This window comes from Bacillus sp. FSL K6-0255 (assembly GCF_045040725.1).
GTDB lineage: Bacteria > Bacillota > Bacilli > Bacillales > Bacillaceae > Bacillus > Bacillus subtilis.
Genome location: NZ_CP150278.1, coordinates 2,327,701 through 2,354,348, shown reverse-complemented (window position 1 = coordinate 2,354,348; position 26,648 = coordinate 2,327,701). Strand labels below are relative to the sequence as shown.

The following is a 26,648-nucleotide window of genomic DNA, read 5'->3' as shown; positions in this document are numbered from 1 at the left end:
TATATGAAAAATGAAAAGGAAAAGCGCGTTTGTCTTTTTTTATGTCTGAGATTATTGTCAGCTCGGCATGCAAAAGACATGTATCATTGCAGAAATTCATGCTGAAAGTGAGTTGATCCGCTTTGGATCTTTTATCAATACAGGACCCGTCGTTTTTAAAAAACATGTCCATTGATGAATTAGAGAAATTAAGTGATGAAATCCGTCAGTTTTTAATTACAAGTTTATCCGCTTCCGGCGGCCACATCGGCCCAAACTTAGGTGTCGTAGAGCTTACTGTTGCCCTGCATAAGGAATTTAACAGCCCGAAAGACAAATTTTTATGGGATGTAGGCCATCAGTCGTATGTCCATAAGCTGCTGACAGGACGCGGAAAAGAATTTGCGACGCTTCGCCAGTACAAAGGGCTTTGCGGATTTCCAAAGCGGAGTGAAAGCGAGCACGATGTTTGGGAAACCGGGCACAGCTCGACTTCTCTGTCAGGCGCGATGGGAATGGCAGCTGCCCGTGATATTAAAGGAACGGATGAATATATTATTCCGATCATTGGTGACGGCGCGCTGACTGGCGGTATGGCGCTCGAAGCCCTTAACCACATCGGCGACGAGAAAAAAGACATGATTGTCATCCTTAATGATAATGAAATGAGTATTGCGCCAAACGTCGGTGCCATTCACTCTATGCTCGGACGGCTCCGCACTGCGGGGAAATACCAGTGGGTCAAAGATGAGCTTGAATACTTATTTAAAAAGATTCCGGCAGTTGGGGGCAAGCTTGCCGCCACGGCGGAACGGGTCAAAGACAGCCTGAAATACATGCTCGTCTCCGGAATGTTTTTCGAGGAGCTCGGTTTTACGTATTTGGGCCCAGTGGACGGACATTCTTATCATGAGCTGATTGAGAATCTTCAATACGCCAAAAAAACGAAAGGCCCTGTTCTTCTGCACGTCATTACGAAAAAAGGGAAGGGGTACAAACCGGCTGAGACCGATACGATTGGGACATGGCATGGTACCGGACCATATAAAATTAATACCGGTGACTTTGTAAAGCCGAAAGCCGCAGCTCCTTCGTGGAGCGGTCTTGTCAGCGGAACTGTGCAGCGAATGGCGCGCGAGGACGGACGCATTGTAGCCATTACGCCGGCTATGCCTGTCGGTTCAAAGCTTGAAGGCTTCGCAAAGGAATTCCCTGACCGGATGTTCGACGTAGGAATCGCAGAACAGCATGCCGCAACGATGGCGGCAGCTATGGCAATGCAGGGTATGAAGCCGTTTTTGGCGATTTACTCAACCTTCCTGCAAAGGGCATATGACCAAGTTGTTCATGACATCTGCCGCCAAAACGCCAATGTGTTTATTGGAATTGACCGTGCAGGACTCGTTGGCGCTGATGGAGAGACACATCAAGGCGTGTTTGATATTGCGTTTATGCGCCACATTCCAAACATGGTCTTAATGATGCCGAAAGACGAAAATGAAGGCCAGCACATGGTTCATACAGCACTTAGCTATGACGAAGGCCCGATAGCGATGCGTTTTCCGCGCGGAAACGGACTCGGCGTAAAAATGGATGAACAGTTGAAAACGATTCCGATCGGTACGTGGGAGGTGCTGCGTCCAGGGAACGATGCTGTCATCTTAACATTCGGCACAACAATCGAAATGGCGATTGAAGCAGCCGAAGAGCTGCAGAAAGAAGGCCTTTCCGTGCGCGTTGTGAATGCGCGTTTTATTAAGCCGATTGATGAAAAGATGATGAAGAGTATCCTAAAAGAAGGCTTGCCAATTTTAACAATTGAAGAAGCGGTCTTAGAAGGCGGTTTCGGAAGCTCGATTTTAGAATTCGCTCATGATCAAGGTGAATATCATACTCCGATTGACAGGATGGGTATACCTGATCGGTTTATTGAACACGGAAGTGTAACAGCGCTTCTTGAGGAAATTGGACTGACAAAACAGCAGGTGGCAAATCGTATTAGATTACTGATGCCGCCAAAGACACACAAAGGAATTGGATCATGACGTCAAAGAAAGAACGATTAGATGTATTATTAGTGGAAAGAGGGCTGGCGGAAACGCGTGAAAAAGCCAAAAGAGCCATTATGGCGGGGATCGTCTATTCAAACGAAAACCGCTTGGACAAGCCTGGAGAAAAAATTGACCGCGACCTTCCGTTAACTGTCAAAGGAAACCCGCTGAGGTATGTGAGCAGGGGCGGCTTAAAGCTCGAAAAAGCGTTGAAGGAATTTCCCGTCTCTGTCAAAGATAAAATTATGATTGATATTGGCTCCTCCACCGGCGGTTTTACGGACTGCGCTTTGCAAAATGGAGCTAAACAGTCATACGCTGTGGATGTAGGCTATAATCAGCTTGCATGGAAGCTTAGACAGGATGAACGGGTCGTCGTGATGGAACGGACGAACTTTCGTTATGCAACACCGGCAGACTTTACAAAGGGCATGCCGGAGTTTGCCACAATTGATGTGTCCTTTATTTCACTGCGGCTCATCCTGCCTGTCCTAAGGACTTTGCTCGTACCGGGCAGCGACTGCATGGCTTTAGTTAAGCCTCAGTTTGAAGCGGGACGGGAATCCGTCGGCAAAAAAGGGATTGTCAGAGATCCTAAAGTGCATGCTGATGTGCTCAAGCGAATGATCAGTTTTTCTGCCGCTGAAGGCTATATCTGTAAAGGCTTGTCATTTTCTCCAATCACGGGAGGAGACGGAAATATTGAGTTTCTCCTTCATTTGCATTGGCCGGGAGAGGGACAGGAAGGCCAGGAGCTGCCGGAAGAAGAGATCATGCGCGTTGTAGAAGAAGCACATAAGACGTTAAAAGAAAAAAAAGCAGATGTACCGGAATAATAGGGCGCTATTATTCCTTTTTTCTGCATTCATGTACAATGTGCAGAGAATCATATAACATAAAAGAACAGATAAGCTTGGAAATAGAGGTGCTTACATGAACAAAGGCCAGAGGCATATTAAAATCAGAGAGATCATTACAAGCAATGAAATCGAAACGCAGGATGAATTGGTCGACATGCTAAAGCAGGATGGATACAAAGTAACGCAGGCCACGGTATCACGGGATATTAAAGAACTTCACCTTGTGAAAGTGCCTACGAATAATGGTTCTTACAAATACAGTCTTCCGGCGGACCAGCGTTTCAATCCGCTGTCAAAGCTAAAGCGGGCATTGATGGACGCATTTGTGAAAATAGACTCAGCAAGCCATATGATTGTGCTGAAAACGATGCCGGGCAACGCCCAGGCAATCGGGGCGCTGATGGACAATTTGGACTGGGATGAAATGATGGGGACCATTTGCGGAGATGATACGATTTTAATTATTTGCCGGACTCCTGAAGATACAGAAGGCGTAAAAAATAGGCTCCTTGAACTGCTGTAACAGAAAATCTAACAAAGATAAGAGGTGTAATGCTGTTTGTTAGCTGAACTATCGATTAAAAACTTTGCCATTATTGAGGAACTGACGGTTTCTTTTGAACGCGGGCTTACGGTTTTAACAGGAGAAACCGGAGCCGGCAAATCCATCATCATAGATGCCATTTCTCTTTTAGTCGGAGGCCGCGGATCATCTGAATTTGTTAGATATGGGGAAGCAAAAGCCGAACTTGAAGGGCTGTTTCTGTTGGAGAGCGGCCATCCTGTTTTAGGCGTATGCGCTGAGCAGGGAATCGACGTTTCAGACGAAATGATCGTCATGAGAAGGGATATCAGCACGAGCGGGAAAAGCGTTTGCCGTGTCAATGGCAAGCTTGTCACGATTGCTTCGCTAAGAGAGATCGGCAGGCTTTTATTAGATATTCACGGGCAGCACGATAACCAGCTGTTAATGGAAGACGAAAATCATCTCCAGCTTTTGGACAAGTTTGCCGGGGCCGAAGTGGAAAGCGCGCTCAAAACGTATCAGGAAGGGTACCAGCGGTATATGAAGCTGCTCAAAAAGCTTAAGCAGCTTTCTGAAAGCGAACAGGAAATGGCCCATCGTCTTGATCTTATTCAATTTCAGCTCGAAGAAATCGAATCGGCAAAGCTTGAGCTTAACGAAGATGAACAGCTCCAAGAAGAGCGCCAGCAAATTTCAAACTTTGAGAAGATATATGAGTCGCTGCAAAATGCATATAACGCGCTTCGCAGTGAGCAGGGCGGATTGGACTGGGTTGGAATGGCATCAGCGCAGCTTGAAGATATATCTGATATAAACGAACCGCTGAAAAAAATGTCTGAAAGTGTTTCGAACTCCTACTATTTGCTTGAGGATGCCACATTTCAGATGAGAAATATGCTGGATGAGCTTGAATTTGATCCGGAACGCCTGAACTATATTGAGACGCGACTTAATGAAATCAAACAGCTGAAACGAAAATACGGTGCCACTGTTGAAGACATTTTGGAATATGCTTCTAAAATTGAAGAAGAGATTGACCAAATTGAAAACAGGGACAGCCACCTTCAAAGCTTGAAAAAGGAGCTTGACTCCGTCGGCAAAGATGTCGCAGTGGAAGCGGCAAATGTGTCACAAATCCGAAAAACATGGGCGAAAAAGCTGGCTGATGAGATTCATCGGGAATTAAAAAGCCTGTACATGGAAAAATCAACTTTTGATACGGAATTTAAGGTCAGAACAGCGTCACGCAATGAAGAGGCGCCGCTTGTAAACGGCCAGCCCGTTCAGCTGACTGAACAAGGGATTGACCTGGTGAAGTTTTTAATTTCAACCAATACAGGCGAGCCGCTGAAATCCCTTTCGAAAGTCGCTTCAGGTGGAGAGCTGTCACGGGTGATGCTTGCCATAAAAAGCATTTTTTCCTCACAACAGGATGTGACATCGATCATTTTTGACGAGGTTGATACCGGTGTAAGCGGCAGGGTCGCACAGGCAATTGCTGAGAAGATCCATAAGGTGTCAATAGGATCACAAGTGCTGTGCATTACACACCTGCCTCAGGTGGCTGCCATGGCCGATACGCATCTTTATATTGCGAAGGAGTTAAAAGACGGCAGAACGACGACACGTGTCAAGCCGCTCTCTAAGCAGGAAAAGGTAGCGGAAATCGGGCGCATGATTGCAGGTGTCGAAGTAACCGACTTAACGAAACGCCATGCGAAAGAACTTTTAAAACAAGCGGATCAAGTCAAAACAACTGGGTAAGCTGCGCGAGAAGCGCAGCTTATTTTTTTCGTGCACATCCATTCGTTCATCAGTATATCCAATGTTTTTCTTCATATGACAGTTATAAATAAGCCGTCAGAAGGCAAAATTAAATGATGTAGCAGCAAGTCATAAAGAAGGTGTGGGATAGGAGCGAGGAGAGTGAAGTAGTGAATGCCCGATAACATCAGAAAAGCAGTAGGTTTAATTCTCCTTGTTTCGTTATTAAGTGTAGGTTTATGCAAACCGCTAAAAGAATATTTACTGATTCCAACGCAAATGAGAGTATTTGAAACCCAAACACAAGCGATTGAAACGAGTTTATCGGTAAACGCTCAGACATCAGAATCCTCAGAAGCGTTTACAGTAAAGAAAGATCCGCATGAAATCAAGGTGACGGGCAAAAAATCAGGTGAGTCAGAATTGGTATATGATCTTGCCGGATTTCCAATTAAAAAAACAAAAGTGCATGTTCTTCCTGATTTAAAAGTTATACCTGGCGGACAATCAATCGGTGTAAAACTTCATTCCGTCGGTGTTCTTGTCGTCGGATTTCATCAAATCAATACAAGTGAAGGCAAAAAATCTCCGGGAGAAACGGCAGGAATTGAAGCGGGCGACATCATTATTGAGATGAATGGACAGAAAATTGAAAAAATGAATGATGTAGCCCCATTTATTCAAAAGGCTGGGAAAACTGGTGAATCTTTAGACTTACTGATCAAACGTGATAAACAGAAAATCAAAACGAAGCTGATCCCAGAAAAGGATGAAGGAGAAGGCAAATACAGAATCGGGTTATATATCAGAGATTCTGCTGCTGGCATCGGCACTATGACCTTTTATGAACCGAAAACAAAAAAATACGGAGCACTTGGCCACGTGATTTCCGATATGGACACAAAGAAACCAATTGTAGTGGAGAATGGAGAAATCGTTAAATCCACTGTAACATCAATTGAAAAAGGGACAGGCGGTAATCCGGGAGAAAAACTGGCGCGATTTTCCTCAGAACGCAAAACGATCGGGGATATTAACAGAAACAGCCCGTTTGGGATTTTCGGCACACTGCATCAGCCGATTCAAAACAACATATCAGATCAAGCATTGCCGATTGCGTTTTCTACCGAAGTCAAAAAAGGGCCGGCTGAAATTTTAACGGTTATTGATGATGACAAAGTAGAAAAATTCGATATTGAAATCGTCAGCACAACGCCGCAAAAATTCCCTGCGACAAAAGGAATGGTGTTGAAAATTACCGATCCAAGACTGTTGAAAGAAACAGGAGGCATCGTACAGGGGATGAGCGGAAGCCCGATCATTCAAAATGGAAAAGTGATCGGTGCTGTCACCCATGTATTTGTAAATGACCCGACAAGCGGCTACGGTGTTCATATTGAATGGATGCTGTCAGAAGCAGGAATCGATATTTATGGAAAAGAAAAAGCAAGCTGACTGCCGGAGTTTCCGGCAGTTTTTTTATTTTGATCCCTCTTCACTTCTCAGAATACATACGGTAAAATATACAAAAGAAGATTTTTCGACAAATTCACGTTTCCTTGTTTGTCAAATTTCATTTTTAGTCGAAAAACAGAGAAAAACATAGAATAACAAAGATATGCCACTAATATTGGTGATTATGATTTTTTTAGAGGGTATATAGCGGTTTTGTCGAATGTAAACATGTAGCAAGGGTGAATCCTGTTAACTACATTTGGGGAGGAAGAAACGTGGAGAAAATTAAAGTTTGTGTTGCTGATGATAATCGAGAGCTGGTAAGCCTGTTAAGTGAATATATAGAAGGACAGGAAGACATGGAAGTGATCGGCGTTGCTTATAACGGACAGGAATGCCTGTCGCTGTTTAAAGAAAAAGATCCCGATGTGCTCGTATTAGATATTATTATGCCGCATCTAGACGGACTTGCGGTTTTAGAGAGGCTGAGGGAATCAGATCTGAAAAAACAGCCGAATGTCATTATGCTGACAGCCTTTGGGCAGGAAGATGTCACGAAAAAGGCCGTCGATTTAGGCGCGTCCTACTTTATTCTCAAACCGTTTGATATGGAAAACCTTGTCGGCCATATCCGCCAGGTCAGCGGAAATGCCAGCAGTGTGACGCATCGTGCGCCATCATCGCAAAGCAGTATTATACGCAGCAGCCAGCCTGAACCAAAGAAGAAAAATCTCGACGCGAGCATCACAAGCATTATCCATGAAATCGGCGTCCCAGCCCATATTAAAGGCTATCTCTATCTGCGCGAAGCAATCTCAATGGTATACAATGACATCGAATTGCTCGGCAGCATTACAAAAGTCCTCTATCCGGACATCGCCAAAAAATTTAACACAACCGCAAGCCGTGTAGAAAGAGCGATCCGCCATGCAATTGAAGTGGCATGGAGCAGAGGAAACATTGATTCCATTTCCTCGTTGTTTGGTTATACTGTCAGCATGACAAAAGCTAAACCTACCAACAGTGAATTCATTGCAATGGTTGCGGATAAGCTGAGGTTAGAGCATAAGGCTTCTTAAACATGAGCTTATTAAGTGGTCATTAAATCAAACGTCTTTTATTTATTAGTTTGCGCTGATAAATAGGAGGCGTTTTGTTTTGGGGACATTTGTAGTATGGGAGAAGAATATTAAGTATCCGCATATAGTAAAGGATAGGTTTGAAAAGTAAGGAAAGCAAATGGCGGTATTACCTGCACTCTTGGTCCATTCATACATCTTATAGGATCACGAAGCATGATCGACCCTAGATGTGTCCGTTATAAAATGAAACCTTTCTCCTGCAAAATCGTAAGTAAGGCGTATTCATGTAAAAAGGAGACGTACGAATGAAAAAGAAAAAAGCAAGAAAGCGTGAGGGGTTTTTCCTGGATTTTCTTTTCGAAGTTGGTGGGGAGCTCTTTCTTTTGCTGTTTAGATGTGTACACAAACTATTTATATAAAGGGAAAAAAGACTGCCGAATCGTTTCGGCAGTCTTTGCACATTAATCTTTATAAGGCACCCAGCCTTGTGTGTTCACAATTGCTTGCCATAGCGGTTCAGGCAAATGATATTTTTCTTTATCTGTGCCTTTGATCACTGTTTCGATTTGCTTTTCACGGCCTTCTTTTACTTTTACCGTCCAGTTAGGGTCAACTAGAATTTCGCGTCCCATAGCGACCAGTGGAATACCGTTTTCGATGACGGCAAGCGCGTCATCAGCGGAATGGATGGAACCGACGGCGATCAGCGGCACTTTGTTTCCGACACGTTCATTCAATAAGTCCATGCGTGTGCGAGTCGGATCTGCACCGCGGCGCGCTTTTGAGTTCACGTCCATCAGTGAGATATGAAGATAATCCAATTCTTTATCCCCTAAAGCATCAACAAGCGTATAAGTTTCAGTCATTGTCAATCCCGGTGTCTCAGGTTCTTCCGGAGACAGGCGGTAGCCGACTAAGAATGCACCCTTCGCATGTTCTGAAGCGGCTTTTTTCACTTCATCGACAATAGCGAGCGGGAAGGCTAATCGTTTTTCATCGCTTCCTCCCCAGCGATCCGTGCGCTGGTTGGTTTTCGGAGAATAAAACTGCTGAATTAAGTAGCCGTTTGCACCGTGAATTTCGACACCGTCAAAGCCGGCTTCAATGGCGCGTATTGTCGCTTCTCCAAACGCCTTCACAATGTTTTCCACTTCTTCTTCTGTTAATGCGCGAGCAATTTGTTTGCCGTTATCAAACACGTCACTTGGCCCCACAACATCCTGTTGAGGAACGAGCTCAGACGGGCACTCAATACCGCCGTGATGAATTTGTACAACAGCTTTAGCGCCTTGTGCCTGAATGGCTTGTGCTAACTTTTTTAAACCTGGAATGTTGGAATCGTCATGGATGGCCGGCTGCCCGGGGAATGCTTTTCCGTCCGGTGTAACATTTGCGCAGGCTGTAATCACCATTCCCATCTCTTTTGAACGGGGGATGATGTAGTCGAGCTCCGCTTCAGATATTGTACCGTCTTCATTAGAAGCGTAATGAGTCATCGGTGCTACTGCGATCCGGTTGTTGATTGTAACGCCGCTTTTAAACGTAAATGGTTCAAAAAGTGGCTTATACTTAGGATTCATTTGATCATCTTCTTTCGTTTGGATTCGCACATATTCTAGCCTATATGTAAAAATTAATGCAATTGATCTGCTTTACCGACTGAATATCTTGAGTGCAGAGTGATGTTTTGGCCGCTCTTTTTCGGGGCCTTTGTAGCCGCCACTGATTTGGTGGCCGATGGAGCATGTGATGACAGCTGCCGCCAGCAGCAGAACGAATTTTTTCATGGCTTTAACTTCTTTCAATAAAGTAAATATCCTTTAAAAGGTTACGCTTGGCTGACCCACCCGTCAAACGATTTGCTCACCCTATTCTCAAATTTTTTAAAATGAATAAAAAGTTGCTTCTTTCCGCTAATTTTTTCTAATTGGCGCCTCAATTAGAGCCATCCTCATAGACAAATCTGCTCGTTATCTTTCTAACAACAGGAAATGATCGGGTCGTATAGCCCTTTTGAAAATCATGGAACTTGCTCGCCTGCATTCGCGTTGTCTTTACAAATTCTCCATTCTGGTCAAAGATAAAAGCCAAACATCAGGAAGAGGTGGTCATGTGAAACAAACGGTTCTTTTGCTGTTTACTGCGCTCTTTCTTTCGGGGTGCAGTGTTGCAAGTGCGGATGACTCAGTGCCGAGGTTTACCGAAGAGGGAAAATACATTGGCTCGGCTGATCCTCATACGATTGCGGTTTCTCTTAATGGAGAAGAAACCATGATACAAGTTCCGAAGGATAAACGTGATGAATGTGAATCACTGCCAGATCAGACACATGTCCTGGTGAAATATACAAAGAAGGATAATGGAACTTTACAGCTGGAAGATATTCAGCTGCGAAAGAACTCGTGACCGGAGGGAGTAAGTTGAGAATGTTATGGAGGAGCTTGGCGCTGTGCGGATTGGCTTTGACGCTCGCGCCTTGTGCACAGGCAGCAGAGCCGATAGAAGGGAAAACAGTGTATATTGATGCCGGACACGGCGGTGAAGACAGTGGAGCGGTCGGAAACGGGCTCTTTGAAAAGGATATTAATTTGGCTGTCTCAGAGCATGTGACAGACAAACTAAAAGAGGAGGGAGCCAATCCTGTTGCATCCCGGTCTGACGATCATTTTCTGACCTTGGAGGAAAGAGTGGCTAAGGCAAGTGCCAATCAGGCTGACCTTTTTGTCAGCATTCATGTGAATTCAGGGGTTGCTTCAGCTTCAGGAACAGAAACGTATTTTCAATCTGATTATGAAGGGGAGAACAGCCGGCGTCTGGCATCCGATATTCAGTCACAGCTCGTTTCTTCCTTACAAACGAGAGACAGGGGCGTGAAAGAATCAGACTTTTACGTCATTACATATTCACAAATGCCAAGTGTGTTGGCGGAGCTTGGGTTTATCACGAACAGCTCTGACGCGGACAAGCTGGGAAGTGAAGAATACCAGCAAAAGGCCGCAGATGCGATTGTCAATGGCATTGATTCTTATTATGATCAGTAGATTGATACAGCCTTAATCCTAGAGTGGAGCCGACAAAATAAGTATAATGGAGAAAACTTTAGGGTTTGAGGTGAAACGATGACAAAGATTTTTGCCCACCGGGGGGCATCAGGTCAATTTCCCGAAAATACAATGCTTGCATTTGAAAAAGGAATTGAAGCCGGAGCGGATGGGATAGAGCTTGATGTACAGCTGACGAAAGACGGACGCATTGTTGTAATTCATGATGAAAGACTTAATCGCACGACATCACTTAAAGGATTCGTGAAGGATACAGCCTATGATGAGGTAAAGACTGCGAATGCGGCCGCTGGTCACGATCAAGCGTACAGCGATATAAAAGTGCCGCTGCTAGAAGATGTGCTCTCGTGGGCGGTAAAAAAGGATTTTCTCATCAACATTGAATTAAAAAACAGCGTGATCCGCTATGAGGGAATGGAAGAAAAAGTGCTGGAGGCAGTGAAGCGATTTAATGTAGAGGACAGAGTCATCCTATCCACGTTTAATCATGACAGCTTGGCGCTGTGCGCCCGGCTTGCACCGCATATCGAACGGGCAGTATTAACTTCAGATGTGCTTTATCAGGCAGATCGATATATCGCGTCTATTCCGGCTTCCGGCTATCACCCGAAGTTAAACAGCCCAGGGGTCACAGATGAAGTACTGAAGAAAATGAGGAACGGTTTGATTAAGGTAAGGCCGTATACAGTCAATCGTCCGGAAGATATGAAGCGTCTCATTGAAGCGGGAGCAGACGGCATGTTTACCGACTTTCCAGAAAAGGCTTCGGCATTGCTGAAAAATGAATAGTTGTTAGAAGGAGGCTGTTTGACGCAGCCTTCTTTTTTCATTCATTCATGCCCGTTTCAAAGCATACATTCATAGAAGACAACTAGAAATTGTAAGCGCTGTCTATCTTCTGAATGAGGTGAAACCATGAGGAAAACAGTCATTGTAAGTGCTGCAAGAACTCCATTTGGCAAATTCGGCGGAGTTTTGAAAGAGGTGAAAGCTGCTGAGCTTGGGGGCATTGTGATGAAGGAGGCGCTGCAACAGGCTGGAGTCTCTGGAGATGATGTAGAAGGAAACGTCATGGGCATGGTTGTCCAGGCCGGCTCAGGGCAGATACCTTCCCGTCAAGCTGCCCGTCTGGCGGGAATGCCTTGGAGTGTGCCGTCAGAAACACTGAATAAAGTCTGTGCTTCCGGCCTTCGCGCTGTCACTTTATGTGATCAAATGATTCGGGCGCAGGATGCGGACATACTTGTTGCGGGGGGGATGGAAAGCATGAGCAATATTCCGTATGCCGTTCCCGCCGGGCGCTGGGGAGCACGGATGGGGGACGGCGAGCTTAGGGACTTAATGGTGTATGACGGATTAACGTGCGCATTTGACGAGGTGCACATGGCTGTTCACGGAAATACAGCTGCCAAGGAATATGCAATCTCACGAAGAGAGCAGGACGAATGGGCGTTGAGAAGTCATGCAAGGGCAGCTAAGGCCGCCGATGAAGGGAAGTTTCAGGATGAAATTGTTCCCGTCAACTGGATCGGTCGAAAAGGAAAACCAAACGTTGTTGATAAAGATGAAGCGATTCGCCGTGACACAAGTCTGGATCAGCTCGCAAAACTTGCTCCGATTTATGCAAGTGACGGTTCTATCACAGCCGGCAATGCTCCTGGAGTCAATGACGGAGCCGGCGCGTTCGTGCTGATGTCTGAGGAAAAAGCTGCTGAGCTTGGCAAACGGCCTCTGGCTACAATTCTTGGTTTTTCAACTACGGGAATGCCAGCGCACGAGCTGGCGGCAGCGCCAGGGTTTGCTATTAACAAGCTCCTGAAAAAGAATGGTTTAACTGTCCAAGATATTGACTTGTTTGAAGTAAATGAAGCTTTTGCTTCAGTTGTTTTGACATGTGAAAAAATCGTAGGTTTCGATCTTGAAAAAGTAAATGTGAATGGCGGTGCGATCGCGCTCGGCCACCCGATCGGCGCGAGCGGTGCGAGAATTCTCATGACGCTTGTTTATGAATTAAAGCGACGGGGAGGGGGTCTGGGCGTTGCCGCTATTTGCAGCGGGGCAGCACAGGGAGACGCCGTCTTAGTGCAGGTTCATTAAAACATGATGAAAAAGGGGATTTGAATGGAAATCAAACAAATCATGGTAGCTGGCGCAGGTCAGATGGGGAGCGGAATTGCTCAAACAGCCGCCGACGCGGGCTTTTATGTGCGGATGTATGATGTGAATCCAGAGGCCGCGGAGGCAGGATTGAAACGGCTGAAGAAACAGCTGGCCCGTGATGCTGAGAAAGGAAAAAGGACCGAGACGGAAGTGAAGAGCGTAATCAACCGCATTTCGATTTCTCAAACGCTTGAGGAGGCAGAGCATGCGGACATTGTGATTGAGGCTATCGCAGAAAACATGGCGGCAAAAACTGAGATGTTTAAAACACTTGATCGCATTTGCCCGCCTCATACGATTTTGGCCAGCAATACATCTTCCTTGCCTATTACAGAAATCGCTGCTGTAACAAACCGGCCTCAACGGGTTATTGGCATGCATTTTATGAATCCCGTCCCTGTAATGAAGCTGGTAGAAGTGATTCGAGGCTTGGCTACATCAGAAGAAACGGCCTTAGATGTTATGGCATTAGCGGAAAAGATGGGGAAAACAGCGGTAGAAGTCAATGATTTTCCTGGGTTTGTTTCCAACCGTGTGCTTCTTCCAATGATTAATGAAGCCATCTATTGCGTGTATGAGGGAGTGGCGAAGCCGGAGGCAATAGATGAAGTGATGAAGCTGGGCATGAATCATCCGATGGGTCCGCTTGCATTAGCGGATTTTATCGGACTGGATACGTGTTTATCAATTATGGAAGTCCTTCACTCAGGCCTTGGCGATTCCAAATACCGTCCTTGCCCGCTGCTCCGCAAGTATGTCAAAGCAGGCTGGCTTGGCAAAAAGAGCGGACGCGGTTTTTATGACTATGAGGAGAAGACTTCCTGAAGTCTATTCCATCCGGGGGTGGCCGAGTTGCATGTAACCCAAGAGCAAGTCATGATGCGAAAAATGGTGCGTGATTTTGCACGAAAAGAAATTGCTCCCGCTGCGGAAATCATGGAGAAAACGGACGAATTTCCCTTTCAGCTGATCAAAAAAATGGGTAAACACGGACTGATGGGAATACCGGTGCCGGAACAATACGGCGGTGCTGGAGCGGACGTTGTTTCTTATATTTTGGCAATTCATGAGATTTCTAGAATCAGCGCGGCTGTCGGCGTGATTCTCTCCGTTCATACCTCAGTCGGCACGAATCCGATTCTGTATTTCGGCAACGAAGAACAGAAGATGAAATATATACCAAATCTCGCGTCAGGAGACCATTTGGGCGCATTTGCACTAACGGAGCCTCACTCGGGGTCGGATGCCGGGAGCCTCCGCACAACAGCAATCAAAAAGAACGGCAAATACCTATTAAACGGATCGAAAATATTCATAACGAATGGCGGAGCAGCTGATATCTATATCACATTTGCTTTAACAGCTCCAGATCAAGGCAGGCACGGGATTTCGGCTTTTATTGTTGAAAAAAACACACCCGGTTTTACCGTTGGAAAAAAAGAAAGAAAGCTGGGGCTTTATGGCTCCAATACTACGGAACTGATTTTTGATAATGCAGAAGTGCCTGAAGCCAATTTGCTTGGCAAAGAGGGGGATGGCTTTCACATTGCCATGGCGAATTTAAATGTCGGCCGGATCGGCATTGCGGCACAGGCCCTCGGAATTGCAGAGGCGGCTCTTGAGCATGCCGTTGATTATGCGAAGCAGCGAGTGCAATTTGGAAGGCCGATTGCAGCCAATCAAGGCATATCATTTAAGCTGGCTGATATGGCGACTAGAGCTGAGGCGGCAAGACATCTTGTCTACCACGCTGCAGACCTTCATAACCGCGGCCTAAACTGTGGAAAAGAAGCGTCTATGGCTAAACAATTTGCTTCCGATGCAGCCGTAAAGGCGGCGTTAGACGCCGTTCAAATTTATGGGGGATATGGCTATATGAAGGATTATCCAGTTGAGCGCCTGCTTCGCGATGCAAAGGTGACGCAAATTTATGAAGGGACGAACGAGATTCAAAGACTGATTATTTCCAAGTATTTGCTTGGCGGAACCTGATAGACAAAAAACGCAAAAACGGAGGTTGAGGATATGGAGGAGAAACAGCATTATTCTCCAGGGTTGGACGGTGTGATTGCGGCAGAAACTCATATTTCTTATCTTGACACGCAGTCCAGCCAGATTTTGATAAGAGGCTATGATTTAATAGAACTTTCTGAAACAAAAAGCTATCTGGAGCTTGTCCATTTATTGCTGGAGGGCAGGCTGCCAGAAGAAAGTGAAATGGAAACGCTGGAACGTAAAATAAACAGTGCCTCAAGCCTGCCTGCTGATCATCTCCGTCTGCTTGAGCTGCTCCCTGAGGACACTCATCCAATGGATGGTCTGCGTACCGGCCTGTCGGCACTTGCTGGCTATGATCGGCAAATTGATGATCGGTCTCCTTCCGCAAACAAAGAACGCGCCTATCAGCTTCTTGGGAAAATGCCTGCCCTCACTGCTGCCAGCTACAGGATCATTAATAAGAAAGAACCGATTCTTCCGCTTCAAACCCTATCCTACAGTGCGAATTTTCTCTACATGATGACAGGGAAATTGCCGTCTTCATTGGAAGAACAGATTTTTGACCGGTCGCTCGTCCTGTACAGTGAGCATGAGATGCCGAATTCAACCTTTGCGGCCAGGGTCATTGCATCTACACATTCAGATCTTTATGGGGCTTTGACTGGGGCTGTCGCTTCCCTGAAAGGGAATCTTCACGGAGGAGCAAACGAAGCTGTGATGTATTTGCTTTTGGAGGCAAAAACGACATCTGATTTTGAGCAGCTTTTGCAAACAAAACTGAAAAGAAAAGAAAAAATCATGGGCTTCGGCCACCGGGTGTATATGAAAAAAATGGACCCGAGAGCACTCATGATGAAAGAGGCGCTGCAGCAATTATGCGATAAAGCCGGTGACCATCGTTTATATGAGATGTGCGAAGCGGGTGAGCGGCTGATGGAGAAGGAAAAAGGGCTTTACCCGAATTTGGATTACTATGCTGCCCCAGTGTATTGGATGCTCGGCATACCGATTCCTTTATATACGCCGATCTTTTTCAGCGCGAGAACGTCCGGTTTATGCGCCCATGTGATCGAACAGCATGCCAATAATCGGCTCTTCCGTCCCCGTGTCAGTTACATGGGCCCGCGATATCAAACAAAATCATGAAAGGAGCTGGTAGAATGCCGAAAACGGATCGTGTTATCGAAGAAATCACAGACTATGTGCTTGAGAAAGAGATTACTAGTGCCGAAGCGTATACAACAGCGGGGCATGTATTGCTGGATACCCTGGGCTGCGGAATCTTGGCGCTACGGTATCCGGAATGCACAAAGCTGCTTGGCCCGATTGTTCCAGGAACGACTGTGCCGAATGGAAGCAAAGTGCCGGGAACGTCATATGTTCTCGATCCTGTGAGGGCAGCGTTTAATATTGGCTGCATGATTCGCTGGCTCGATTACAACGATACGTGGCTGGCGGCGGAGTGGGGGCATCCATCCGATAACTTGGGAGGAATCCTTGCCGCTGCTGATTATGTATCAAGAGTGAGGCTGTCTGAAGGAAAAGAGCCGTTAACGGTACGCGACGTACTTGAGATGATGATCAAAGCACACGAGATCCAAGGTGTGCTGGCGTTAGAAAACAGCTTAAATCGAGTTGGCCTTGACCATGTGCTGTTTGTCAAAGTTGCGACAACTGCTGTTGCAGCAAAGCTTTTGGGCGGCGGAAGAGAAGAAATCAAAAATGCGCTTTCGAATGCATGGATTGACAATGCAGCATTGAGGACATACCGCCATTCACCGAATACAGGCTCGCGTAAATCATGGGCGGCAGGAGATGCAACGAGCAGAGGTGTTCATTTGGCGCTGATGTCGTTAAAAGGGGAAATGGGTTATCCGACAGCCTTGAGTGCACCGGGTTGGGGGTTCCAAGACGTTTTATTCAATAAGAAAGAGATCAAGCTTGCCCGTCCGCTCGACGCTTATGTCATGGAAAATGTGTTATTTAAAGTGTCTTATCCTGCGGAATTTCACGCCCAGACAGCGGCGGAGTCCGCCGTCATTCTTCACCCGCAGGTAAAGAACCGGATTGACGAGATTGACCGAGTTGTCATCAGAACGCATGAATCAGCTATCCGAATCATTGATAAAAAAGGCCCGCTCCACAATCCGGCAGACCGTGATCACTGCCTCCAATACATTACAGCAATCGGTTTGCTTTTTGGTGATATCACCGCACAGCATTATGAAGCTGAAACAGCGAGTGATCCGAGGATAGATAAACTTCGTGATAAAATGGAAGTGACTGAAAATAAAACATATACCGAGGATTATTTAAAACCTGATAAACGTTCCATCTCAAATGCCGTTCAGGTTCATTTTAAAGACGGAACGAGCACGGAAATGGTGGAATGTGAGTTTCCCCTCGGCCATCGTTTTCGAAGAGAGGAAGCAGTGCCGAAACTGCTGGAAAAGTTTTCTGACAATCTCAAAACCCATTTTCCTGATAAACAGCACAAACACATTTATGAGCGCTGTACCAGCTATGAGACATTACAAACGATGCGCGTAAATGAATTCGTAGACATGTTCTGCATGTAAAAGGGGGATTTGTTTCATGTCGTGGATCGTCAATAAGCAATCGTCACAAGAGGAGCTTGCCGGGCGTTTCCGCAAGCTGATGTCAGCACCGGACATTCTTCAAATTCCCGGCGCCCATGACGGGATGGCCGCTTTGCTTGCGAAAGAAGCCGGTTTTTCTGCTATTTATTTGTCCGGTGCTGCCTATACAGCCAGCAGGGGGCTGCCTGATTTAGGGATCATCACATCGGCAGAGATAGCTGAACGGGCCAAAGATCTTGTGCGTGCAGCTGATCTGCCTCTGCTTGTGGATATCGATACGGGATTTGGCGGTGTCTTAAATGCCGCCCGAACAGCCCGGGAGATGCTTGAAGCAAGGGTAGCAGCCGTTCAAATAGAAGACCAGCAGCTCCCAAAAAAATGCGGACATTTAAATGGCAAACAGCTAGTTCCGATAAAGGAAATGGCGCAAAAAATAAAAGCCATTAAACAAGCGGCACCCTCCCTTATTGTTGTTGCCCGTACTGATGCCAGGGCGCAGGAAGGGCTTGCTGCCGCAATAAAACGTTCAGAGGCTTACATTGAGGCGGGAGCGGACGCAATTTTCCCGGAAGCGCTACAGGCGGAGAATGAATTCCGCCAGTTTGCTGAGCGTATCCCCGTTCCGCTCCTTGCGAATATGACTGAATTTGGGAAAACGCCATATTATCGTGCCGATGAATTCGAAGATATGGGGTTTCACATGGTGATATATCCTGTCACCTCGCTTCGAGCGGCGGCAAAAGCTTGTGAGCGGATGTTTGGTTTGATGAAGGAGCACGGCTCACAAAAAGAAGGACTTCATGATATGCAGACACGAAAAGAACTGTACGATACGATTTCTTATTATGACTATGAAGCGTTAGATAAAACGATTGCCAAGACCGTTTTGCCTGACGAATAATGCAACAAAAAAAGCCGGAGCATTCTCCGGCTTTTTTTCAGCTATCGTTTTCTGAATCGCGGGCTGACTTGATTGCGTTTTCTGTCTCTGTATAAAATGAACCCGGCCAGCACATAGAGGCCGATCGCAAAAAAGATGAATCCTGACAACCCTTGGAGCCAAAGAGCTGAAAATGGCTTGATTGTATGACCGAAAAGTGTATCTCTCATCAGTTTAATGCCTAAAGCAGAAATAGCCCCGGGGATGACTAATATTAAAAGCGCAAGAAGTCGGCTCATCTTCAGAAAACCCCTTTATCTTTTCATTTCCTTTATTGTCCAGCGGAAAAAATATTTTGTCAAGAGAAGAAAACGTGGTAACATAGGGTTGTGCAAATTATTGCAACGGAATAAATAGGTATGCAAATTTTTTCATACAAAGGGGTATCGGGATGCAAAAGGTACTGATAGTAGGTGCCGGCAAAAGGGGAACGGCGTTATTACATATTCTGATTAAAACAGCCATCATAGATATAATTGCCGTAGTTGACAAAGACTCCGAGGCGCCGGGATTGAAAGAAGCAGAACAGTATGGGATTGCCGTTTCATCTGATTGGAAACCTTACATACAACAAAAACCGGATATCGTCATTCATACTACCGGCGATCAAGCCGTGTTTGACGAGCTCCTTCAAAGAAAGCATGAAGATACCATTGTCATGCCGGGAAAAATGGCATACATCGTTTTTCAGCTGATGGAAGAAAAGCAGCACCTGATTCAAATGCTAAAAGAGCAAACCTATAAATATGACAGAATTTTTAATTCCACCCATGATGGAATGATTTTTATTGATATCAATGAAGAAATCATTCTCTTTAACCATATGGCCGAAAAAATGGTCGGGAAAAAACGTGAGGAAGTCATTGGGCGCCCAATAAAAGAAGTGATTCCGAGCACTAAGATGCCGCGGATTTTAAAAACAAGAGTGCCTGAATACAACCAGAAGCAGCTGTTAGGCGATCATTTGCAAATTGTGACCACAAGGCTGCCGATTATTGATGAAGGCGGACGTCTGCTCGGGGCTCTTTGTGTGTTTAAAGATATCACTGATGCGGTCGAGCTGGCAGAGGAAGTGACCAACTTAAAGCAGGTCCGTACGATGCTGGAGGCGATTATTCAATCCTCCGATGAGGCGATTTCTGTCGTTGATGAAAACGGCATCGGCCTGCTAATCAATAAAGCGTATACGAAAATGACGGGGCTTTCTGAAAAAGAAGTCATCGGCAAGCCTGCAAACACTGATATTTCCGAAGGCGAAAGCATGCATTTAAAGGTGCTTGAAACAAGACGTCCTGTCCGCGGTGTCAGAATGAAGGTCGGCCCGAATGAAAAAGAGGTCATCGTTAATGTAGCACCGGTGATTGTGGACGGGATTTTGAAAGGCAGCGTCGGCGTGATTCACGATGTTTCCGAAATTAAAATGCTGACAGCGGAGCTTAATCGCGCCAGACAAATTATTCGCACGCTTGAAGCGAAATACACGTTTGACGACATTATCGGCAAAAGCGAGCAAATGCTGGTTGCGCTTGAGCAGGCGAAGCTCGGTGCGAAAACACCGGCAACCATCTTGCTGCGCGGGGAATCAGGAACAGGAAAAGAACTGTTCGCCCATGCCATCCATAACGAAAGTGACCGGAAATACAATAAATTTATTCGCGTGAATTGTGCAGCCCTTTCTGAAAACCTGCTCGAATCAGAATTGTTCGGCTATGAGGATGGCGCGTTTTCAGGAGCGAAGCGCGGCGGTAAAAAGGGTTTATTTGAGGAAGCAAATAACGGCAGTATTTTCTTAGATGAAATCGGTGAGCTGACACAAAATATGCAGGCCAAATTGCTACGCGTCCTTCAAGAAAAGGAAATCGTCAGAGTGGGCGGCACGAAAGCGATCCCTGTCAACGTCAGAGTGATCGCGGCGACAAATGTAAATATTGAAAAGGCGATGGCGGACGGAACGTTCCGGGAAGACCTGTATTACCGGATCAACCGCTATCCGATCTCCATCCCGCCTTTGCGTCAGCGGTTGGAGGACATTGAAGCACTGAGCGTCAGACTTATCCAAAAGATCAACCGGGATTACGGCAGGAATGTAAAAGGGCTCTCACAGCAAGCCTTGCGCGCCTTATCTGCCTACCATTGGCCTGGGAATGTCCGGGAGCTTGAAAATGTCCTTGGACGAGCCATGATTTTTCTGAATCCGCATATGGAATGGATTGAAAAAGATCACTTGCCTGTATTCGAACTTGAGCAAAAAGAAAATGACACAGACCAGGGAACAGGTTTTGATTTTCCGGATATTGAAGGCGAAAAGCTGTCTGTCGCAGTAGAAAAATTTGAAGCACATTTGATCCAGCAAACGCTTGAAAAGCATCATTTTAACCGGACAAAAACAGCAAAAGCTCTCGGTGTCAGCATTCGGAACTTATATTACAAAATGGATAAATATGGCCTTGCAAATGAAGGCATGCAATAATTTGCAGAATAAACGCAAACATCTGCACGAATGTTTCAATATACCTGGTATGACAGCACCCTTAAGAGCTGGCATGGAACTTGCATAATAAAAGGCGGAGTCGAAACAAGAAAGGTGGTAACAGATGAAGCTGAAAGATTTAATCGGCAAAGCGTCGATACACAAAAATAAGACCATTGCGGTTGCTCATGCTGAGGATGAGGAAGTGATCCGGGCTGTAAAGCTGGCAGCCGAGCACCTATCTGCCCGTTTCTTGTTAACGGGCGACAGCACAAAACTGAACGAGCTGACATCATTCATGCAAGGGCATCAAGTGGAAATCGTCCATGCCGATACTCCTGAGGAATCGGCGAAATTAGCGGTTCGTGCTGTGCATCATAAAACAGCGGACGTTTTAATGAAAGGCAATGTGCCGACTTCTGTTTTGCTTAAAGCGGTATTGAACAGACAGGAGGGGCTTCGGTCAGCAAGTGTCCTTTCTCACGTGGCTGTATTCGATATACCGGATTTTGACCGGCTGATGTTTGTGACAGATTCGGCAATGAATATTGCTCCTTCGCTGGAAGAGCTTCGGCAGATTTTGCAAAATGCCGTTCATGTGGCCCATGCAGTGGGGAACAATATGCCAAAAGCAGCTGCCCTTGCAGCGGTCGAAACGGTGAACCCAAAAATGGAAGCAACCGTGAATGCAGCTGCTCTAGCTCAAATGTACAAAAGGGGACAGATCAAAGGCTGCATTGTTGATGGACCGCTTGCTTTGGATAACGCAGTTTCACAAATTGCCGCGGCTCAGAAAAAAATTTCGGGAGACGTAGCGGGCAACGCAGATATCCTTCTCGTCCCAACAATTGAGGCCGGCAATATTTTATATAAATCACTGATTTATTTTGCCAAGGCCAGCGTGGCGGCTGTCATTACAGGAGCAAAAGCACCGATTGCTTTAACAAGCAGAGCGGACTCTGCTGAAAATAAACTGTATTCCATTGCGCTGGCAATATGCGCATCTGAAGAATACACACATTAGGAGGAACGAACATGGAACTTTTTAAATATATGGAGAAATACGATTACGAACAATTGGTATTCTGCCAGGATGAACAATCTGGATTAAAAGCGATTATCGCGATTCATGATACAACGCTTGGTCCGGCGCTTGGCGGAACGAGAATGTGGACATATGAAAATGAAGAAGCGGCAATTGAAGATGCGCTCAGATTGGCTAGAGGCATGACCTATAAAAACGCGGCGGCCGGCTTAAACCTTGGCGGCGGAAAAACAGTCATTATCGGCGATCCGCGCAAAGACAAAAATGAAGAAATGTTCCGCGCGTTTGGCCGCTATATTCAAGGGCTGAACGGCAGATACATCACGGCTGAAGATGTGGGCACAACGGTCGAGGATATGGATATCATTCATGATGAGACAGACTATGTCACAGGGATTTCTCCTGCTTTCGGCTCTTCTGGAAATCCGTCCCCAGTCACAGCGTACGGGGTGTACAGAGGAATGAAGGCAGCAGCTAAAGCTGCTTTCGGAACCGACTCTCTTGAAGGAAAAACCATTGCTGTACAGGGTGTTGGGAACGTAGCCTATAACCTTTGCCGCCACCTGCATGAAGAAGGAGCAAACTTAATCGTTACGGATATCAACAAACAATCTGTACAGCGTGCAGTTGAAGATTTTGGCGCCCGTGCGGTAGATCCTGATGACATTTATTCACAAGACTGCGATATTTATGCGCCGTGTGCCCTTGGTGCGACTATTAACGACGATACCATTAAACAGCTGAAGGCGAAAGTGATCGCAGGTGCGGCTAACAACCAATTAAAAGAGACACGCCATGGTGATCAAATTCACGAAATGGGCATCGTTTATGCACCGGATTACGTGATTAACGCGGGTGGTGTCATCAACGTGGCAGATGAGCTTTACGGCTATAATGCAGAACGTGCATTGAAAAAAGTTGAAGGCATTTACGGCAATATCGAGCGTGTACTTGAGATTTCTCAGCGTGACGGCATTCCTGCATATTTAGCGGCTGACCGCTTAGCAGAGGAACGGATTGAACGCATGCGCCGCTCAAGAAGCCAGTTTTTGCAAAACGGCCACAGTGTATTAAGCAGACGTTAAGAAATTGATCTGGAGGTTATGAAAGTGCTACATGACGAAAAACGCATTCTCACAATTAATCCAGGCTCAACTTCAACGAAAATCGGTGTTTTTCATAACGAAAGAAGCATTTTTGAAAAAACATTGAGACACAACATAGAAGAGCTGCAGCGATTTGACCGAATTATTGATCAGTATGAATTTCGTAAAAACCATATTCTCGAAACGCTTCATGAACAGGGAATCAATATTTCAAAGTTTGATGCAGTCTGCGCAAGAGGCGGCCTTCTCCGGCCAATTGAAGGCGGGACCTACGTAGTGAATGATGAGATGATTGAGGATTTGAAAAGCGGCTACGCCGGTCAGCATGCTTCTAATCTCGGCGGCATTATCGCGCGGGAAATCGCTGACGGCCTGAATATCCCTTCGTATATCGTCGACCCTGTTGTCGTAGACGAAATGTCAGTGCTTGCGAAAGTTTCAGGCATGCCTGAAATTGAAAGGAAAAGCATTTTCCATGCGTTAAACCAAAAAGCTGTCGCTCGTAAAGCGGCAGCCTCCCTTGGCAAACGATATGAGAACATGAAAATGATTATTACCCATATGGGCGGAGGTATTACAATTGGCGTCCATGACCGCGGGCGAGTGGTGGATGTCAATAACGGCCTGCACGGCGAGGGACCATTCAGTCCTGAACGAGCAGGAACAGTGCCTGCGGGAGATCTTGTTGATCTATGTTTTTCAGGGGAATATACAAAAGAAGAAATCATGAAAAAGCTTGTTGGCACCGGCGGACTTTTAGGCTATCTCGGTACAAATGATGCAGTAAAAGTGGAACAGATGATTCAAGGGGGCGATGAAAAAGCCCGCTTCATTTATGATGCCATGGCATATCAGGTAGCAAAGGAAATCGGGGCAGCCAGCGCGGCGTTAAAAGGCGAAGTTGAAGCGATTGTGCTGACGGGAGGCCTTGCGTACGGAAAAAGCTTTGTTTCTGCTATCAGATCATACATAGATTGGATTTCAGACGTTTTAGTTTATCCGGGTGAAAATGAACTGCAGTCTCTTGCCCAAGGGGCGCTAAGAGTATTGCAGGGCGAAGAGCAATCCAAACAATATCGTATTGAATAGACAGACAGGAGTGAGTCACCATGGCAACTGAGTATGACGTAGTCATTCTGGGCGGCGGTACCGGCGGTTATGTTGCGGCCATCAGAGCCGCTCAGCTCGGCTTAAAAACAGCCGTTGTGGAAAAGGAAAAACTCGGGGGAACATGTCTGCATAAAGGCTGTATCCCGAGTAAAGCGCTGCTTAGAAGCGCAGAGGTATACCGGACAGCTCGTGAAGCCGATCAATTCGGAGTGGAAACGGCTGGCGTGTCCCTCAACTTTGAAAAAGTGCAGCAGCGTAAGCAAGCCGTTGTTGATAAGCTTGCAGCGGGTGTAAATCATTTAATGAAAAAAGGAAAAATTGACGTGTACACCGGATATGGACGTATTCTTGGACCGTCAATCTTCTCTCCGCTGCCGGGAACAATTTCTGTTGAGCGGGGAAATGGCGAAGAAAATGACATGCTGATCCCGAAACAAGTGATCATTGCAACAGGATCAAGACCGAGAATGCTTCCGGGTCTTGAAGCGGACGGTAAGTCTGTACTGACTTCAGATGAGGCGCTCCAAATGGAGGAGCTGCCACAATCAATCATCATTGTCGGCGGAGGGGTTATCGGTATCGAATGGGCGTCTATGCTTCATGATTTTGGTGTGAAGGTAACGGTTATTGAATACGCGGATCGCATATTGCCGACTGAAGATCTAGAGATTTCAAAAGAAATGGAAAGTCTTCTTAAGAAAAAAGGCATCCAGTTCATAACAGGGGCAAAAGTGCTGCCTGACACAATGACAAAAACATCAGACGATATCAGCATACAAGCGGAAAAAGACGGAGAAACCGTTACCTACTCTGCTGAGAAAATGCTTGTTTCCATCGGCAGACAGACAAATATCGAAGGCATCGGCCTAGAGAACACCGATATTGTTACTGAAAATGGCATGATTTCAGTCAATGAAAGCTGCCAAACGAAGGAATCTCATATTTATGCAATCGGAGACGTAATCGGTGGCCTGCAGTTAGCTCACGTTGCTTCACATGAGGGAATTATTGCTGTTGAGCATTTTGCAGGTCTCAATCCGCATCCGCTTGATCCGACGCTTGTGCCGAAGTGCATTTACTCAAGCCCTGAAGCTGCCAGTGTCGGCTTAACAGAAGACGAAGCAAAGGCGAACGGGCATAATGTCAAAATCGGCAAGTTCCCATTTATGGCGATTGGAAAAGCGCTTGTATACGGTGAAAGCGACGGTTTTGTCAAAATCGTGGCGGACCGAGATACAGATGATATTCTCGGCGTTCATATGATCGGCCCGCATGTCACCGACATGATTTCTGAAGCGGGTCTTGCCAAAGTGCTGGACGCAACGCCGTGGGAGGTCGGGCAAACGATTCACCCGCATCCAACGCTTTCTGAAGCAATTGGAGAAGCAGCGCTTGCCGCAGATGGCAAAGCCATTCATTTTTAAAAGCATAAAGGAGGGGCTTGAATGAGTATAAACCGACATCAAGCACTAGGGCTGACTGATCAGGAAGCCGTTGATATGTATAGAACCATGCTGTTAGCAAGAAAAATCGATGAAAGAATGTGGCTGTTAAACCGTTCTGGCAAAATTCCATTTGTAATCTCTTGTCAAGGACAGGAAGCAGCACAGGTAGGAGCGGCTTTCGCACTTGACCGTGAAATGGATTATGTATTGCCGTACTACAGAGACATGGGTGTCGTGCTCGCGTTTGGCATGACAGCAAAGGACTTAATGATGTCCGGGTTTGCAAAAGCAGCAGATCCGAACTCAGGAGGCCGCCAGATGCCAGGACATTTCGGACAAAAGAAAAACCGCATTGTGACGGGATCATCTCCGGTTACAACGCAAGTGCCGCACGCAGTCGGTATTGCGCTTGCGGGACGTATGGAGAAAAAGGATATCGCAGCCTTTGTTACATTCGGGGAAGGGTCTTCAAACCAAGGCGATTTCCATGAAGGGGCAAACTTTGCCGCTGTCCATAAGCTGCCGGTTATTTTTATGTGTGAAAACAACAAATACGCAATCTCAGTGCCTTACGATAAGCAAGTCGCATGTGAGAACATTTCCGACCGTGCCATAGGCTATGGGATGCCTGGCGTAACTGTGAATGGAAATGATCCGCTGGAAGTTTATCAAGCGGTTAAAGAAGCACGCGAAAGGGCACGCAGAGGAGAAGGCCCGACATTAATTGAAACGATTTCTTACCGCCTTACACCACATTCCAGTGATGACGATGACAGCAGCTACAGAGGCCGTGAAGAAGTAGAGGAAGCGAAAAAAAGTGATCCCCTGCTTACTTATCAAGCTTACTTAAAGGAAACAGGCCTGTTGTCCGATGAGATAGAACAAACCATGCTGGATGAAATTATGGCAATCGTAAATGAAGCGACGGATGAAGCGGAGAACGCCCCATATGCAGCTCCTGAGTCAGCGCTTGATTATGTGTATGCGAAGTAGGG

Annotated in this window: 24 protein-coding genes; 21 read left to right on the top strand and 3 right to left on the bottom strand. The window is 46.2% G+C overall.

Features of this window, described 5'->3' with window-relative positions:
• Nucleotides 1-122 precede the first annotated feature (122 nt).
• The 6 genes from dxs (at nt 123) to spo0A (ending at nt 7,714) form a co-directional block, all read left to right on the top strand.
• Nucleotides 123-2,024: a 1-deoxy-D-xylulose-5-phosphate synthase gene (gene dxs, locus MHB62_RS11975; RefSeq protein ID WP_003245985.1), complete on the top strand. Its 1,902-nt coding sequence runs from the start codon at nt 123-125 to the stop codon at nt 2,022-2,024.
• Entirely contained in the window at nt 2,021-2,866 is an 846-nt protein-coding gene (locus MHB62_RS11970) for a TlyA family RNA methyltransferase (RefSeq protein WP_003230264.1), read from the top strand. The genes dxs and MHB62_RS11970 overlap by 4 nt, the downstream gene beginning before the upstream one ends.
• 97 nt (nt 2,867-2,963) lie before the next feature.
• On the top strand, nt 2,964-3,413 hold the full coding sequence (gene argR / locus MHB62_RS11965) for an arginine repressor ArgR (protein WP_003230265.1): 450 nt from the start codon (nt 2,964-2,966) through the stop codon (nt 3,411-3,413).
• Nucleotides 3,414-3,449: 36 nt separating this feature from the next.
• Nucleotides 3,450-5,180 (top strand): DNA repair protein RecN, encoded by a 1,731-nt coding sequence (gene recN / locus MHB62_RS11960; RefSeq protein WP_029317928.1) that lies wholly within the window; start codon nt 3,450-3,452, stop codon nt 5,178-5,180.
• A 174-nt stretch (nt 5,181-5,354) separates the two neighbouring features.
• Complete coding sequence (spoIVB, locus tag MHB62_RS11955) at nt 5,355-6,635, top strand: SpoIVB peptidase (RefSeq protein ID WP_032722092.1); 1,281 nt, start codon at nt 5,355-5,357, stop codon at nt 6,633-6,635.
• A 275-nt stretch (nt 6,636-6,910) separates the two neighbouring features.
• On the top strand, nt 6,911-7,714 hold the full coding sequence (spo0A, locus tag MHB62_RS11950; RefSeq protein WP_003226427.1) for a sporulation transcription factor Spo0A: 804 nt from the start codon (nt 6,911-6,913) through the stop codon (nt 7,712-7,714).
• Nucleotides 7,715-8,178: 464 nt separating this feature from the next.
• On the opposite strand, the gene MHB62_RS11945 is transcribed toward spo0A, so the two are convergent.
• Nucleotides 8,179-9,297 carry an NADH-dependent flavin oxidoreductase gene (locus tag MHB62_RS11945; protein WP_032722090.1) on the bottom strand — a complete coding sequence of 373 codons (1,119 nt, stop codon included), beginning with the start codon at nt 9,295-9,297 and terminating at the stop codon, nt 8,179-8,181.
• A 72-nt stretch (nt 9,298-9,369) separates the two neighbouring features.
• A complete protein-coding gene (locus MHB62_RS11940) occupies nt 9,370-9,522 on the bottom strand; it encodes a hypothetical protein (RefSeq protein ID WP_003230276.1) in 153 nt (50 codons plus the stop codon).
• A gap of 307 nt (nt 9,523-9,829) precedes the next feature.
• On the opposite strand from MHB62_RS11940, the gene MHB62_RS11935 reads away from it, so the two are divergent.
• From MHB62_RS11935 to prpB, 9 genes are all read left to right on the top strand, one after another.
• Nucleotides 9,830-10,123, top strand: a complete 294-nt coding sequence (locus tag MHB62_RS11935) for a lipoprotein (protein ID WP_003230284.1) — start codon at nt 9,830-9,832, stop codon at nt 10,121-10,123.
• Between the two features lie 14 nt (nt 10,124-10,137).
• A complete protein-coding gene (locus MHB62_RS11930; RefSeq protein WP_010886565.1) occupies nt 10,138-10,758 on the top strand; it encodes an N-acetylmuramoyl-L-alanine amidase in 621 nt (206 codons plus the stop codon).
• Between the two features lie 78 nt (nt 10,759-10,836).
• Nucleotides 10,837-11,568: a glycerophosphodiester phosphodiesterase gene (locus MHB62_RS11925; protein WP_015714234.1), complete on the top strand. Its 732-nt coding sequence runs from the start codon at nt 10,837-10,839 to the stop codon at nt 11,566-11,568.
• A 126-nt stretch (nt 11,569-11,694) separates the two neighbouring features.
• Nucleotides 11,695-12,876 carry an acetyl-CoA C-acetyltransferase gene (locus MHB62_RS11920; protein ID WP_003230291.1) on the top strand — a complete coding sequence of 394 codons (1,182 nt, stop codon included), beginning with the start codon at nt 11,695-11,697 and terminating at the stop codon, nt 12,874-12,876.
• Between the two features lie 24 nt (nt 12,877-12,900).
• Nucleotides 12,901-13,764: a 3-hydroxybutyryl-CoA dehydrogenase gene (locus MHB62_RS11915; RefSeq protein ID WP_003230294.1), complete on the top strand. Its 864-nt coding sequence runs from the start codon at nt 12,901-12,903 to the stop codon at nt 13,762-13,764.
• A 27-nt stretch (nt 13,765-13,791) separates the two neighbouring features.
• A complete protein-coding gene (locus MHB62_RS11910; RefSeq protein WP_003245999.1) occupies nt 13,792-14,931 on the top strand; it encodes an Acyl-CoA dehydrogenase in 1,140 nt (379 codons plus the stop codon).
• Between the two features lie 33 nt (nt 14,932-14,964).
• Entirely contained in the window at nt 14,965-16,083 is a 1,119-nt protein-coding gene (gene mmgD / locus MHB62_RS11905; RefSeq protein WP_003230298.1) for a citrate synthase, read from the top strand.
• 14 nt (nt 16,084-16,097) lie between these two features.
• Nucleotides 16,098-17,516, top strand: a complete 1,419-nt coding sequence (locus tag MHB62_RS11900) for a bifunctional 2-methylcitrate dehydratase/aconitate hydratase (RefSeq protein ID WP_003230300.1) — start codon at nt 16,098-16,100, stop codon at nt 17,514-17,516.
• A 16-nt stretch (nt 17,517-17,532) separates the two neighbouring features.
• Nucleotides 17,533-18,438, top strand: a complete 906-nt coding sequence (gene prpB, locus MHB62_RS11895; protein ID WP_003230302.1) for a methylisocitrate lyase — start codon at nt 17,533-17,535, stop codon at nt 18,436-18,438.
• Between the two features lie 41 nt (nt 18,439-18,479).
• Here prpB and MHB62_RS11890 read toward each other — a convergent pair whose 3' ends face one another.
• Complete coding sequence (locus tag MHB62_RS11890; RefSeq protein ID WP_003230304.1) at nt 18,480-18,716, bottom strand: DUF2627 domain-containing protein; 237 nt, start codon at nt 18,714-18,716, stop codon at nt 18,480-18,482.
• A 152-nt stretch (nt 18,717-18,868) separates the two neighbouring features.
• Between MHB62_RS11890 and MHB62_RS11885 the strand changes: the two genes are divergently transcribed.
• From MHB62_RS11885 to bfmBAA, 6 genes are all read left to right on the top strand, one after another.
• Nucleotides 18,869-20,947: a sigma-54-dependent Fis family transcriptional regulator gene (locus MHB62_RS11885; RefSeq protein WP_015714230.1), complete on the top strand. Its 2,079-nt coding sequence runs from the start codon at nt 18,869-18,871 to the stop codon at nt 20,945-20,947.
• Between the two features lie 124 nt (nt 20,948-21,071).
• Nucleotides 21,072-21,971, top strand: a complete 900-nt coding sequence (yqiS, locus tag MHB62_RS11880) for a phosphate butyryltransferase (protein WP_015714229.1) — start codon at nt 21,072-21,074, stop codon at nt 21,969-21,971.
• Nucleotides 21,972-21,982: 11 nt separating this feature from the next.
• Nucleotides 21,983-23,077, top strand: a complete 1,095-nt coding sequence (gene bcd / locus MHB62_RS11875) for a branched-chain amino acid dehydrogenase (RefSeq protein WP_003230309.1) — start codon at nt 21,983-21,985, stop codon at nt 23,075-23,077.
• Nucleotides 23,078-23,095: 18 nt separating this feature from the next.
• Nucleotides 23,096-24,187, top strand: a complete 1,092-nt coding sequence (gene buk, locus MHB62_RS11870; RefSeq protein ID WP_003230311.1) for a butyrate kinase — start codon at nt 23,096-23,098, stop codon at nt 24,185-24,187.
• 20 nt (nt 24,188-24,207) lie between these two features.
• Nucleotides 24,208-25,632 (top strand): dihydrolipoyl dehydrogenase, encoded by a 1,425-nt coding sequence (gene lpdA, locus MHB62_RS11865; protein WP_015714228.1) that lies wholly within the window; start codon nt 24,208-24,210, stop codon nt 25,630-25,632.
• A 21-nt stretch (nt 25,633-25,653) separates the two neighbouring features.
• Entirely contained in the window at nt 25,654-26,646 is a 993-nt protein-coding gene (gene bfmBAA / locus MHB62_RS11860) for a 3-methyl-2-oxobutanoate dehydrogenase subunit alpha (RefSeq protein WP_015251748.1), read from the top strand.
• Nucleotides 26,647-26,648 lie beyond the last annotated feature (2 nt).

Bases quoted from the DNA above. Each gene is read 5' to 3' on its own strand.
- MHB62_RS11915 (WP_003230294.1), top strand. From the start codon at position 12,901: ATGGAAATCAAACAAATCATGGTAGCTGGCGCAGGTCAGATGGGGAGC.
- MHB62_RS11885 (WP_015714230.1), top strand. From the start codon at position 18,869: ATGCAAAAGGTACTGATAGTAGGTGCCGGCAAAAGGGGAACGGCGTTA.
- MHB62_RS11920 (WP_003230291.1), top strand. From the start codon at position 11,695: ATGAGGAAAACAGTCATTGTAAGTGCTGCAAGAACTCCATTTGGCAAA.
- MHB62_RS11970 (WP_003230264.1), top strand. From the start codon at position 2,021: ATGACGTCAAAGAAAGAACGATTAGATGTATTATTAGTGGAAAGAGGG.
- prpB (WP_003230302.1), top strand. From the start codon at position 17,533: ATGTCGTGGATCGTCAATAAGCAATCGTCACAAGAGGAGCTTGCCGGG.
- lpdA (WP_015714228.1), top strand. From the start codon at position 24,208: ATGGCAACTGAGTATGACGTAGTCATTCTGGGCGGCGGTACCGGCGGT.
- bcd (WP_003230309.1), top strand. From the start codon at position 21,983: ATGGAACTTTTTAAATATATGGAGAAATACGATTACGAACAATTGGTA.
- mmgD (WP_003230298.1), top strand. From the start codon at position 14,965: ATGGAGGAGAAACAGCATTATTCTCCAGGGTTGGACGGTGTGATTGCG.
- buk (WP_003230311.1), top strand. From the start codon at position 23,096: ATGAAAGTGCTACATGACGAAAAACGCATTCTCACAATTAATCCAGGC.
- MHB62_RS11925 (WP_015714234.1), top strand. From the start codon at position 10,837: ATGACAAAGATTTTTGCCCACCGGGGGGCATCAGGTCAATTTCCCGAA.
- argR (WP_003230265.1), top strand. From the start codon at position 2,964: ATGAACAAAGGCCAGAGGCATATTAAAATCAGAGAGATCATTACAAGC.
- MHB62_RS11900 (WP_003230300.1), top strand. From the start codon at position 16,098: ATGCCGAAAACGGATCGTGTTATCGAAGAAATCACAGACTATGTGCTT.
- MHB62_RS11945 (WP_032722090.1), bottom strand. From the start codon at position 9,297: ATGAATCCTAAGTATAAGCCACTTTTTGAACCATTTACGTTTAAAAGC.
- bfmBAA (WP_015251748.1), top strand. From the start codon at position 25,654: ATGAGTATAAACCGACATCAAGCACTAGGGCTGACTGATCAGGAAGCC.
- yqiS (WP_015714229.1), top strand. From the start codon at position 21,072: ATGAAGCTGAAAGATTTAATCGGCAAAGCGTCGATACACAAAAATAAG.
- MHB62_RS11890 (WP_003230304.1), bottom strand. From the start codon at position 18,716: ATGAGCCGACTTCTTGCGCTTTTAATATTAGTCATCCCCGGGGCTATT.
- spoIVB (WP_032722092.1), top strand. From the start codon at position 5,355: ATGCCCGATAACATCAGAAAAGCAGTAGGTTTAATTCTCCTTGTTTCG.